Source organism: Pyramidobacter porci (genome assembly GCF_009695745.1).
Lineage (GTDB): Bacteria > Synergistota > Synergistia > Synergistales > Dethiosulfovibrionaceae > Pyramidobacter > Pyramidobacter porci.
This window is the reverse complement of sequence record NZ_VUNH01000004.1, coordinates 101,564-114,034: the sequence shown is the minus strand read 5'-3', so window position 1 is coordinate 114,034 and position 12,471 is coordinate 101,564. Positions and strand designations below refer to the sequence as shown.

Sequence of the window (12,471 nt, the reverse complement as noted above, 5' to 3'; positions counted from 1 at the left end):
TCGGTTCAAGAGGGAGAATGAAAAATGTCTGAAAACAATTCCGCGAAAAAAGGCTGCGGCAATTTCCTCACCGGACTGATCCTGGCGGCCGCACTCGGCGCCGGAATCTTCACCGTCGGCAAGGAATTCCGCTATCAGTTCAACGTCGAGCCCATTTACAAGGGCCCCGGCGTCACCGACGTGAAGATGCTGAGCGATTACAATCCCTTCCTGAAGGGGACCAACGGCGACTCCAAGGTTTACGTCCTTGACAGCGGCAAGCCCGGCGGAAATTTCATCATCATGGGCGGCACGCATCCTACCGAGCCCGGCGGACTGCTGGCGGCCGTTCTCTTCATCGAGAACGCCGTGGTCACCGAAGGCAAGGTCATGGTGGTGCCTCACTCCAACAACTCCGGCTTCAGCACCTGCGAGCCCGGGCTCGGTCACGTGCCCTATTTCCACATCGCCACGCCCAGCGGCAAGGTCCGCTATTTCCGCTACGGCAACCGCGGTTCCAACCCCGTCGACCAGTTCCCAGACCCCGACATGTACCTGCATTATCCTTCGGGGCAGAATCTGGCCGCCGACGAGATCCGCAACCTTGACCGCGCTCATCCCGGCAATCCTCACGGCCTGCTGACCCAGCAGGTCGCCTACGCCTTCAACCGCATGTGCTGGGACGAGGCCGCCGACATGATCATCGACCATCACGAAGCTCCGCCCGAAAAGCCTCTGGTCAACGCCATCTGCGTGCACCAGAAAGGCATCGACCTGACCTCCGAGATGGCGCTGATGCTCGAGGAGCAGAACATCAGGATGCGCGTCGAGATCTCGCCCATCCCGCTGCACGGATTTTCGCACCGCGAGCTCGGCGACTACACGCCCGCCATCGCTTTCCTGTCCGAAACGCCCAACCCCAGCCAGGGTTCCGCCCGCGGCGTCACCTATGAAGAACTGATCATCAACGGCAAGGACGAAGTGTACCGCCATCTGCTCGAGGACAAGCTGCTGAAGGTCGATTACAAGAGCGAAGGCGTCACTCTGAACGAGCGCACCGGCCGCAATGTGGCCACCGATCTGTCTCTGGCGGAGATCTACTCCGACCTGGGCGAAGACGCCCGCAACGAGTACAGCGGCTATCCCAAGGATCTCGGCGAGCTGAAGCCCGACGCGGCGCTGAAGATCGACGACGCCGAGGCGCAGCGGATGCTGGCGAAAGGCCCCGAAGGCGAGCGCAAGATCGTGATCACCAACATGCCTTCCTATGACGATATCATGCAGAACGGTATCGGCCGCTATCTGCGCGACGCCGACGCCACGGCCGAAGAAATCGAAGCCGCCAAGAAGGCTGCCGACTAAACAAAGAACATTACGATGTGAATGAAAAGTCCCGAATCTGCGTCAGATTCGGGACTTTTTGCAAGGCCGCGAATATGGGGCGGCGCGATGCCTTCCAAATGACATGGCGGGACTCCGTCATGCCGAAGGTGTATTTTCATACTGTTTCCTGATAAAAAGCGTTAACATAGTTTGCTAGGCGCCGCGAGGGAGTTCAGTCGCTCAGGACTACCTCGACCGCTGCGCGGTCTGCGCAGCTCGCTTTGTGAATCTCCCTCGCAGCGCCCTTGTGTTCGGCCTTTTTGTTGAGAAGTAGTATCAAAAAGCCGCGCCGCGTTCCCCTTTTGCCAGGGGAACGCGGCGTGTTTTGTTTTTGTGATTTTCGCTGTTCCACGTGGAACAGCCTGCGGCAAGATCAGCCGTTGGCGGCATTTCTCAAACTTTGACGAACCGTTCTTTACAGCGCCGTTCCCGTTTTGGGGACGAAGAAGCGGCTCAGGTCAACGCCTTCGAGGCGCAGCAGGGCCTGCTTTCTGGCGATGCCTCCGGCGTAGCCGGTCAGGCTGCCGCCAGTGCCGACGACGCGGTGGCAGGGCACGATGATGGAGATCGGATTGCGAGCGACCGCGCCGCCGACGGCCTGCGCCGACATGCGGCTGAGTCCGCGCTCCGCGGCGATCCGGCGGGAGATGTCGCCGTAAGTCGTCACGGATCCGCGGGGAATAGCCAGCAGCGCGTCCCACACGGCCAGTCGGAAATCGCTGCCGTGCAGGCTCAGCGGCGGAACGGGACCGGGGTTTTGTCCCGCGAAATACATGTCCAGCCACGCCGCCGTTTCGGCGAACACGGGCAGATCGCCCTCGGCGTGCTGTTCCGCCAGCGTTCGGGCGAAATGTTTCTGCCCCTCGAACCACAGCCCCGTCAGCGCCGCGCCGTCGGCGGCCATGAGCATTCTGCCGAGCGGCGAATCGTAATACTGCGTGTGCGTCATTGTCTGAGCCTCCTGTCGTTTGAAGCGCAGCGCGCGAATCTTTTTGCGATTATTATACCGCTGAAAGCGTGCGAAAAACATCGTCTCCTGCGGCGGAACGGGAAATATCGCCCGTTTCCCGCAGAAAAATTTGCCGGCGGTTTGGGCAGAGGATTTTCGTTGACACGCGGCGGCGCAAAATGCTATGATGACAGCGATGTTAGACAAATCTAACTAAAAATATTCAAGGAGGCTGAACGATGATGAACAAAGGATTGACAGCGGCAATCGCCGCGCTGGCGCTGGCGGCGTGCGGGGCGGGGAGCGCCGAAAGCGCGCCGGTTTACGTGCTGATGAACGTTCCCTACAACGATTTTTACAAGGCGGAACTGGCGAAGAACGCCGTACCTGTGGACGCGGTCACCTCGGCGACCGTCGCCAAGGCGAAAAACGCGCATCTGGTCGGCGGCACCTACCACACCGGCGACGACACGACGCTGATCATCGAAGGCGTGACGTTCCCCGTCAAGGTTGACGAGGCGGCGCTGAAGGGATTCGTTCACGCCGCGTCGGCCGACGAACTTTTCTCGCGTGGCAGCTACGCCTGGACGGAACTGACGCAGGCCCCCGCGTTCTTCAAGGAAATGAGCGTTGCCGGCGGCGCGCCCGCGTTCGGCAAGGTGCAGGGGCTGCCGGAAGTGGCCGTCGCGAACGTGAAGGGCAGCGTCAGGACCAGGACCCGGCGCGGCGACTACCAGCTGAAGCTGGACGGCTTCGACACCGATCCCGAGAAAGAAACGCTGTACGGCGTGATCGTCCGCACGGCGCAGAACGACTACGGCATGCGCCGCCTGGAGAACATCTGGCGCGGCGGGCGCGAGCTGGGCTGGAACGTGGGCTACACCAAGTTCATCAAGGACGTCAACCCCACCTTCCCCGCGCACTACAAGACTCTGACCGGCACGACGATCACCGGTCTGACCTACATCACCGACAAGGCCGTCTACAACGTGGACGCGCAAGTTTATCTGCCCGTCCTCACCGGCTGCCGTCTGAAGGCGGAAAACGCCGCGCTCGCGGCCGGCCACACGGCGTTTGCGGTAGAGGGCGAGCTCCCCGGGAACTACGTTCCCGTGTACGACGCCGGAGCGCTTGACGGCGGCACGGCCGCAGACGGCCGCATCGTTTGGTCCGCGCGGAACAAGCCCGGCGAGTACGAGATGAAAATCACGGACGAAAAGGGCGTGTACGAGACGCTGACGGCCGCATTCGTGCTCTCGACCGACGTCCTTCCCGCCGCATGGGACGCGGAGGGCGGACGCCTCGTCCCCGCCGGCGGCGAAGAGGATTTCAAAAACTATCTGCGCTGCGTCCGCGAGCTGACGATCGACGGCACGGCGGTCAACCCGAAGAGAGCGAAGATCATCGACGGTGAAGGCCGCCTCGATCTTTCCGCGCCGCTTTTCAAGGAGCGCGGCGCGGTGACTGTCCGCGCCGCCGGTTATCCCGACCTGAGCTTCGAAGCCGCGCGCCGCTGACGCAAATCGACCTGTTTTGTCCGCGCCCCGGCGCGGCACGAAAGAAACCTCCGGAAAATCCCGCGCTCTGCGGGAACTTCCGGAGGCCTCTTTTATAATCATAAGTTGTTCTTCAACCGTCGTTCTTACCCCAACACCACGTCCAGCGCCATCATGACGCTGAACCCCAGAGCGAACGAGAGCGTGCCGCAATCGGAGTGGGGAGGCTGCGACATCTCCGGGATCAGTTCCTCGACGACGACGTAGAGCATGGCGCCGGCGGCGAAGCTGAGCAGATAGGGCATGGCCGGAACGACCAGGCCGATGGCCAGCAGCGTGCCGGCCGCGCCCAGCGGCTCGACGGCGCCGGAGAGCACGCCGCCCGCGAACGCTTTCCATTTGCTCTGCCCCTCGGCGTGGAGCGGCATGGAGATGATCGCCCCTTCCGGAAAGTTTTGGATGGCGATGCCGACGGCCAGCGCCAGCGCGCTCATCGGCGTGATGTTCGCCGTACCCGCCAGCAGCCCGGCGTAAACGACGCCGACGGCCATGCCCTCGGGCACGTTGTGGATCGTCACCGCCAGGACCATCATCGTCGTGCGCGCCAGGCGGCTGCGCGGCCCTTCCGCCTCCTCGCTGAACTGGTGCAGGTGCGGAATGGCGTGGTCGAGCAGCAGCAGGAACAGGATCCCCAGCCAGAAGCCGACGACCGACGGCACGACGGCGCCCCGGCCGTACTCCGCCGCCAGATCGATGGCCGGGATCAGCAGGCTCCACACGGAAGCGGCCACCATCACGCCGGCGGCGAAACCGGTGAGGCCTTTCTGCACGTTTTCCCTCATGCTGCCCTTCATGAAAAAAACGCAGGCCGCGCCCAGGCTCGTGCCCAGAAACGGGATCAGGATCCCCGCGGTCACGTGAACGGCGTTTGTCACGATGATTTCACTCCCGTCATTTTCTCCCCGTCAGCAGCGCCGAGCCCTTGAGCATCAGACGATGGGCCTCCGCCGGACTCATGAACATGTCCGTGGTCGTGTCGAGCAGCTGAACTTCTTCATAGCCCCGCCGCTTCAGTTCGCGGACGAACTCCCGCATGTCGCCGTAGCGTGCCGGCGTCATCAGGTCGTGGATGGCGAAGACGCCTCCTTTTTTCAGCACGCGCAGCGTTTCCAAAAGCAGTTTTTGTTTGTCGGCGCCGCGCACGTTGTGATACACGTAGTTGCTGGTCACGGCGTCGAAGCTCTCGTCGGGGAAGTCCAGCTTCAGCGCGTCGCCGCGGGCGAAGCTGACGTTGCTCGCGCCCTCGGCCGCCGCGTTGCGCTCGCAAAGCGGCTTGTTGTACGAGGCGTATTCCCCTCCCCAGCGGTCGATCCCCAGCATGGAACCCTGCGGATTGCGCCTGGCGCAGGCGATCGTCAGCGCGCCGCTGCCGCAGCCCACGTCCAAGCCGCGCCCTCCCGGCGGCAGTTCGACGTACCGCGCCGTTCCCTCCACGATCTGGCGCGCCAGCTGCCGTTTGCCGTCGTAGGAAAAGGCGCGGTACATGCCGATGAACTGCGCCGCGAGAAGCCCGCAGAGCGCGCAGACCGCCCCGGCGGCGACGGCCCAAACGATCCGCGCCGTCCGTCCCACGCCCCAGCCGGCGGCGCCGAAGACGGCGAAGCACAGGCCGCCCGTCGCCGACGCGGCCAGCAGCGCCGCGATCAGCCCTTTCGGCATCCAGTTTTTATAATCGGCTTTCATGATACAAACACGCCCCCTTCCTGTCAATCCGCTTTCGGCTTGCGGCCGACGACGGTGTAGATCAGCCCGCGCAGCCGTTCGTTTCTGATTACCGCGAAGCCGTGACGCTCCATGCGCGCCGCGATGGCGTGCCGGTTTTCGGTGCGGCAGTCGCCGCTTCGCAGCAGCGGGAAAACGATGTGGTTGTCGAGCCACGCCCCCAGACCGCCGACGCCCGTGTCGGAGAGCAGATACAGCCCTCCCGGCCTCAAAACGCGATAAACCTCCCGCACGGCTTCGTCGGCGTAGGGATAATGGTGAAAGCTCTGGATGCACGTGACGACGTCGAAAGCGCCGTCCGCCCAGGGCAGTTTGTCGGCGCTTCCCAGAACGAATTCCGCGCCGGGGATTTTTTTTCCGCGCGCGATTTCGATCATCCCTTCCGAGATGTCAAGCCCCTTGTAAACGGCGTGCCGCCGCCGGGCCAGCCCGTCGAGAAGAAATCCCGTGCCGCAGCCGACGTCGAGCAGCGACTTGTACCGCACGTCCCGAAGATACGCCAGCGCGTCGGCGCCGCTGACCCTGGCCGGGCCGGAATAGTACACGCCGGTGTTTTCGTCGTAGACGGCGGCTTGTCTGTTGAAATGACGGCGGGAAAGTTCTTCGTAGTTTTTCGTGCCGATCGCCTCCGTTTCGTTTTTTCGTGCGTTAATTAGTTTTAACTAACCATAAATATATCACGCGCCGGTCGAAAATCAAGACCCGAGGCCGCCTGGAGGAGGCGCGAAGCGCGAAACCGTTTTATGCCGGCCCGGCTCCTGAAAAAAGGCGACTGCATCGTCGTGCGCCGGTTCCAGGCGAAGGGCTCAAACACGAAGAGGAGCACGACGAGCTCCAATACGTGGTCGCGCACGGCATCCATTCCTCTTTGTACGGACGCCGGGCCCCCGCGCCGGCGTGCACGGAACGCCTGCGCGCCCTGATCGGGCGGTAAACTTTTTCTTTTCGCTTCGCCGACGGATGGGATCCGATCGTTACGGCCGGATCCCATCCGTTTTTTGCGTGCCCCTCAAAAAACTCCGGCGGAACGCTCGGCGCGGATCGACGGAGGGAATGTTCCACGTGGAACATTCCTTGGCGGAAAACGGCGAGGCCCCGCGGCGTCGGCAAACTTGAAAAAGGTTGATTTTGCCTCCGCTCTGCGTTACAGTAGGCGAATCGCGGGCGGGATCGCCGCGCCGGCAGAGATCTGCCGAAAAGATGCGAGGGAGTGACAGTCCAGTGAAAGAAAACAGCGAACGCGCCGGAGCGCTGTACGTGATCGCCTCGGCCGTGCTCTTCGGCCTGATGCCGCTGCTTGCCAAGATCGCCTACGCAAGCGGCGCCAACGCCTTTACGGCGGCGTTCGGCCGTTTTCTCACGGGCAGCGTCATGGCTTTCGCGTACCTCGAATACAAAGACGTGTCGCTGCGCGTCGGCCGCCGGCAAATGGGCGAACTCGCCTTTCTGTCGGTCTTTTACGCCCTCACGCCGGTGCTGCTTTACCTGTCTTACGGCTTCATCGGCTCCGGGCTGGCGACGACGCTGCACTTCACCTATCCCGTCGCGGTGATGTGCCTGATGGGCCTGTTCTTCCGCGCCAGCTTCACGCCCCGCCAGGTGCTCTGCGCGGCGCTGTGCGCGGCGGGAATTTTTCTGCTCTACCGCCCCGGGCGGAACGCCGACGGCTTCGGCATGGCGCTCGCCGCCGCGTCCGGCCTGCTCTACGCGGGCTACATCATCGCGCTGGGACGCAGCCATCTGCGTGAGGTCGAGATATTCGTGATCACGTTCTGGATCTCCCTGTTCTCGGCGCTCATGATCGGCGCGTTCGCGGCCCTGACGGGCGGCCTGGCCTGGAGCCAGGGCGCGGCCGCCTGGGCGGCCGAGGCCGGGCTGGGACTGCTGGCGACCGTGCTGGCGCTGGCCTTTTTCCAGAAGGGGCTGTTTCTCTGCGGCGAGGTGAAAGCGTCGCTGCTCAGCACCTTCGAGCCGCTGACCAGCATCGCCGTCGGCCTGGCCGTCTACGGCGAGCCGATGACGCCGCGCCTCGCCGCCGGCATGGCGCTGATCCTGCTGTCGTCCGCGCTCCTCGTGCTGGGCAGGCGCCGGGCGCGAAGCGCCGGAGACGGAGTGAAAAAGAGCTTGTCCTGAAAGGTCTTCCGCGCCGCCTTTGGCGCGGAAACGAAAAGAGCCGGGCTTTTGCCGCCGGCCGGCGTCGGCCGCGCGGCGGAGAATGAAAGCAAAAAAACGGAGGCGACCGTCAGGAAACCTGTTGATTCGTGGAAAATCCATGATAAAATCAACCGTATTCGTCTGAAATTCTTTGAGACAAAAAATTTCCCGGCGGGCTTTCCAAGCCCGCCGGGTGATGTTTTCGAAATAAACTCTCGAGGAGGATGTTGTTGATGGAAAAACGTACCAAGGTCTGCGCTTCCGCTCTGGTACCGGACATTTGCGGGGGGAGAGGGACGCCCCTCGCCGAAAAACGCCCGTCGCCCGTCCTGAAAGGCGGCGCGCTGGCCGCCGTGGCGCTGGGATTGATGCTGATGAAGGCCGTGCCGTCGAAAGCGGAGGACGCGGACGACATCGTTTCCAACGGTGCCCAGCCGATTGCTTACGACATCAGCCCCGCCAACGACGGGACGAACATCGCCGTGGGCAAAAACGCCAAAGTCTTCATCGGCGGTGGCACGCAGGAAGCCATGCTTTCCTTTGGGGAGACCGTAACTGGTCCTGATTTTTTTGGACGAATGAATATTCATTCCAACAATGATGCCAAAAAGAATTTGCCGGAAGGCATTGCCGTTGGTACAAACACCTATGCCCGCACCGGCTCCATCCAGATCGGCGCGCACACGCTGGAGACGAAGAATATCGCGATCGGCGACACGACGGCGGATAAGCTGCGCCAGTTCGGCGTGGCCTCTACCACGTTGGGCACGAATTCCTATACCGGCGGCGGTTTCGCCACGACCCTTGGCAGTTACAATGTACAAAGCAGTCAATATGAAGCAGGTGGCCTATCTGATTACAGCAATACAGCTAAAAATGCCTTTGCCACAGTTGTCGGCACGCTGAATTCGAATGAATCGATGAACGGTTCCTCCAGCAGCGGCGTGGCCAACGTGATCAACGGCGCTGCCAATAAGGTGACCAACAGCAATGGGGCCATTGTGATCGGCGCGGGGAACAGCGTGAAAGAATCTAGTGCGAGCTTCGACGCATCTGCTTACAGTAAGCATTTTGATTCGGTCACCGCCATGCAAAAGGCATTGATGGACGGGGTGGCAAAAAGTGCCGGCGGCGCTGTCCTTGCTATCGGCGGCGCCAATGCCGCGGAGTATGCCCAGTCGTCCCAGATGATGGGCGTCGGCAACAAACTGACCGGAACAAGCGGCGCGGTCAGCAAGTACAACCTGCTCGACGGCTACAAAAATACCGCCGCCAACGTCGAGCACGTGTCCGTGATCGGCTCCAATAACACTGTGACTCACGGCAAGTCCAACGTGGTTATCGGCGATAATCACAAGCTAACCGGAACATCCGGCGCAAAGATTATGAACAATATTGTCCTCGGTTCCGCCGACGCGGAAAAAGAAATCACGGTCTCCGACGCCGTGCTGATCGGCCATAACGCCGACGTGCAAAAAGAAGGCGGCGTGGCGCTCGGCAGCGGATCACTGGCGGACAGGGGCGCTTTTACCACCGCCACAAAGGGCGCATTCAGCGACTTCGATCTGAACGGCAAGACCGCCGGCGCCGTTTCCGTAGGCACGGCGGACAAACTGCGGCAGATCATCAACGTCGGCGACGCAACGGAAGAGACCGACGCGGTCAACCTGCGCCAGCTGAAAGCGGTGAAATCCGCCGCCGATGCCGCGAAAGTGCATTATTACAGCGCCAACTCCACGAAAACGGGAGCCGGCAGCAACTATGACAATGACGGCGCCGAGGCGGAAGACAGCATCGTGCTCGGTATTTCCTCTTCTTCGAAAGGGATAAACAGTACCGTTCTCGGAAATAACAACAAACTGACAGGGGATAAAAACGGAAGAAACAACAGCATCGTCGCCGGTCAGAACGTAGAGGTGGAGGGCGTTCATAATGCCGTATTCGGCACGGATTATAATAATTACGACCATAAGCTGACAAAAGTCTTTGGTGAACAGAATACGGTCATCGGTGTGGGGAACCTGGTCGGCTATACGGCGGAAAAAGATCCGTCCGATCCGACAAAGTGGATCTACACCAAGAACTCCAGCGGCAGCGACCAGAACGTGGCCGTCGGCCTGACCAACACGGTGAACGGCGGGAGCGTCGTGGTAGGCACCAGTTCCGTATCCGATAGTTTGGGAACGTCTGTCGGTCATGGAAATACTATTGTCGGTATGGACGATGGCGGCGGACAGAGAGGCGTCGCTTTGGGCAACGATCTGACCGTCAAGGGCGAAGAAGCTTTGGCCGTCGGTAACGAGAGCCAGGCCGCAGCTGATTGGACTATCGCAATCGGCTCGAAGAGCAGTGCGGAAAAAGAGACGTCGATCGCCATGGGCTATGATTCTCACGCCAGGGTCAACCACGGCGTGGCGCTTGGCGCTTTCAGTGTGGCGGATACCAGTCGCGGCGAATTCGGGTATGACCCGTCTACCGGGAGGAAATCCACAAACGAGGATAAGGCGTGGCAATCCAAATTGGGCGCCCTTTCCATCGGCGACAAGACGAAGGAGTTCACCCGCCAGATCACCAATCTCGCAGCCGGTACGAATGACACTGATGCGGTCAATGTGGCGCAGCTGAAGGCGGTGCAGGCAGCCAGCGTAGAAGCGGCCAAGACTCATTATTACAGCGTAAATGATCGAAATGGACAGTTGAGTAGTTTTGCGCCGAATTATAATAACGATGGAGCGAAGGGAACCGCATCGATCGTTGCCGGACTGGGGTCTTCCATCAACGTGAACAATGAGCCGCAGGGAGCGACTGCCAGCATTTTCGGCACGATGAACACGATCAACGCGAAAAGCGGTGAGCAGTATGACGGCGTGGCAAACAGCATCGTCGGTACCGTCAATGTTACCGACCGCGCGAATGCGTCCCTCATTTTCGGCGCGGGGAACATCATCAAAAATTCCTACGGCGACCTGAAAGACAAAAATGGAAACGCTTTCGATCTGATGGAAATCGCCGGAATAGCTCAAACCGGGAATACGGAAGCACTGGCAAAGAAGCTGGGCGAATATGTTTCCTCCAGCGGCGGCGCGGTCCTTGCCATCGGCGGCGGCAACGTCGCTGATTATGCGACGCATTCCAAGCTGGTCGGCATAGGGAATACCCTGACCGGCGAAGACGGCAAGGAAAGCAAGCTGAACATGATCGACGGTTTCGGAAACACCGGCAAGAATATCAATAACGTCACCGTCATCGGCTCGGGGAATGAGGTAACAGACACCGACGGCGCTCTGCTGCTGGGCGACTACCGGCAGCTGAACGGAGCGAGCGGCAGTATCGTTCTTGGCTCCGCTGACAAACCGGGTACGGGGGCGGCCGGTTTATCAGTGATGGACAAGAAGAATGTCGTGGTTCTCGGTTACAACGCCAATTCGACCGTAGAGGGCGGCGTGGCCCTCGGCAGCGGCTCAGAGGCCTCTGTCGACAAAGGCGTCGTCGGCTACGATCCCACCCCTGGGGCAGACCACGCCAACGATACGACCGGCGTCTGGAAATCCACCGCCGCGGCCGTTTCCGTCGGCGCGGTGACAATCACGGGAGGAACGCCGGTCACCCGCCAGATCACCGGCGTCGCGGCCGGCGTCAACGACACCGACGCCGTCAACGTCGCCCAGCTCAAAGCCCTGCTCGGTGCCGGCGGCGGCTCTTGGAATCTCGATACCAAGCCCGGCACGCAGCCGGCAGTCGCCGTCAATCCCAACGACACGGTAACGTTCACCAGCGGCGACAACATCACCATCGCCCGCACCGACAAAAACGTCACGATCGCCACGAAAGCCGACGTGAACTTCAACAGCGTCACGGCGAACACCTTTACGGCCGGCGGCACCTCGATCACCGACAACGGCCTCGTCATTGAAAACGGCCCCTCGGTCACCAAGGCCGGCATCAACGCCGGAAACAAAAAGATCGCCAACGTCGCCAAGGGCGAAGTCAGCCAGACCAGCGCCGACGCCGTCAACGGCTCCCAGCTGTGGGGTGTGTCGTCGAGCGTATCCAACCACTTCGGCGGCGGCTCCACGGTCAACGTCGACGGTTCCGTCTCCGCACCCACCTACATCATCCGCGGCGGCACCTACCACAACGTCGGCGACGCCCTCAGCGCCGTAGACACACAGTTCAACAACATCTACAACAGATTCGGCGACGTCTACAACCAGATGGGCGAACTGAGAGGCGAAATCAAGACCACCGGAGCGCTCGGCTCCGCCCTCGCCGGCCTGAAACCCATGCAGTACGACCCCGTCGAACCCAGCCAGATCATGGCCGGCTTCGGAGCGTACAGAGGCGAGTACGCGCTGGCCCTCGGCTTCGCGCACTACCTGAAAGAAGACTTCATGGTCCACGCCGGAGTGTCCGTCACCCACCACGGCGACTCGATGGCCAACGCCGGACTGACCTGGAAGATCGGCAGGAAAGAAGACAAGGATCAGATCCCCGAACGCTACCGCAAGGGCCCGATCAGCAGCGTCTACGTGATGCAGAAGGAGAACGCCGAGCTGCAGGCCCAGGTGGCCTCTCAGGCCCGTGAGATCGCCGAACTGAAGGCTTCGCAGGCCCGCGAGCAGGCGGAGATGAAAGACCGGGTGGAAAAGCTGGAGCGTCTGCTGCGCGCTTCGGGCAAGCTCAAGTAAACGAAATCCGCCGCCACGGCGGAAAAGAAACGGAATCGGC

General features: G+C 61.4%; 8 protein-coding genes. 4 read left to right on the top strand and 4 right to left on the bottom strand.

Features of this window, described 5'->3' with window-relative positions; all coding sequences use genetic code 11:
- The first annotated feature begins 24 nt into the window (after positions 1–24).
- Positions 25–1,341 carry a M14 family metallopeptidase gene (locus FYJ74_RS05130; RefSeq protein WP_154528510.1) on the top strand — a complete coding sequence of 439 codons (1,317 nt, stop codon included), beginning with the start codon at positions 25–27 and terminating at the stop codon, positions 1,339–1,341.
- Between the two features lie 436 nt (positions 1,342–1,777).
- Here FYJ74_RS05130 and FYJ74_RS05125 read toward each other — a convergent pair whose 3' ends face one another.
- Positions 1,778–2,311: a methylated-DNA--[protein]-cysteine S-methyltransferase gene (locus tag FYJ74_RS05125; RefSeq protein WP_154528509.1), complete on the bottom strand. Its 534-nt coding sequence runs from the start codon at positions 2,309–2,311 to the stop codon at positions 1,778–1,780.
- 239 nt (positions 2,312–2,550) lie between these two features.
- Here FYJ74_RS05125 and FYJ74_RS05120 point away from each other — a divergent pair, with 239 nt between their 5' ends.
- On the top strand, positions 2,551–3,828 hold the full coding sequence (locus FYJ74_RS05120; RefSeq protein ID WP_154528508.1) for a hemoblobin-interacting domain-containing protein: 1,278 nt from the start codon (positions 2,551–2,553) through the stop codon (positions 3,826–3,828).
- 125 nt (positions 3,829–3,953) lie between these two features.
- On the opposite strand, the gene FYJ74_RS05115 is transcribed toward FYJ74_RS05120, so the two are convergent.
- The 3 genes from FYJ74_RS05115 to FYJ74_RS05105 are packed head-to-tail and all read right to left on the bottom strand — an operon-like array spanning position 3,954 to position 6,134.
- A complete protein-coding gene (locus tag FYJ74_RS05115) occupies positions 3,954–4,742 on the bottom strand; it encodes a ZIP family metal transporter (protein WP_326830877.1) in 789 nt (262 codons plus the stop codon).
- A gap of 16 nt (positions 4,743–4,758) precedes the next feature.
- Entirely contained in the window at positions 4,759–5,550 is a 792-nt protein-coding gene (locus FYJ74_RS05110) for a class I SAM-dependent methyltransferase (protein WP_154528507.1), read from the bottom strand.
- Positions 5,551–5,573: 23 nt separating this feature from the next.
- On the bottom strand, positions 5,574–6,134 hold the full coding sequence (locus tag FYJ74_RS05105) for a class I SAM-dependent methyltransferase (RefSeq protein WP_326830876.1): 561 nt from the start codon (positions 6,132–6,134) through the stop codon (positions 5,574–5,576).
- A gap of 676 nt (positions 6,135–6,810) precedes the next feature.
- On the opposite strand from FYJ74_RS05105, the gene FYJ74_RS05100 reads away from it, so the two are divergent.
- Both FYJ74_RS05100 and FYJ74_RS05095 read left to right on the top strand, forming a co-directional pair.
- Positions 6,811–7,722 (top strand): DMT family transporter, encoded by a 912-nt coding sequence (locus FYJ74_RS05100; protein WP_195838808.1) that lies wholly within the window; start codon positions 6,811–6,813, stop codon positions 7,720–7,722.
- A 254-nt stretch (positions 7,723–7,976) separates the two neighbouring features.
- Positions 7,977–12,431: a YadA-like family protein gene (locus FYJ74_RS05095; RefSeq protein ID WP_195838807.1), complete on the top strand. Its 4,455-nt coding sequence runs from the start codon at positions 7,977–7,979 to the stop codon at positions 12,429–12,431.
- Positions 12,432–12,471 lie beyond the last annotated feature (40 nt).

Coding starts and splice junctions, on each gene's coding strand:
- FYJ74_RS05110 (WP_154528507.1), bottom strand. CDS start 5,550: ATGAAAGCCGATTATAAAAACTGGATGCCGAAAGGGCTGATCGCGGCG.
- FYJ74_RS05130 (WP_154528510.1), top strand. CDS start 25: ATGTCTGAAAACAATTCCGCGAAAAAAGGCTGCGGCAATTTCCTCACC.
- FYJ74_RS05120 (WP_154528508.1), top strand. CDS start 2,551: ATGATGAACAAAGGATTGACAGCGGCAATCGCCGCGCTGGCGCTGGCG.
- FYJ74_RS05095 (WP_195838807.1), top strand. CDS start 7,977: ATGGAAAAACGTACCAAGGTCTGCGCTTCCGCTCTGGTACCGGACATT.
- FYJ74_RS05125 (WP_154528509.1), bottom strand. CDS start 2,311: ATGACGCACACGCAGTATTACGATTCGCCGCTCGGCAGAATGCTCATG.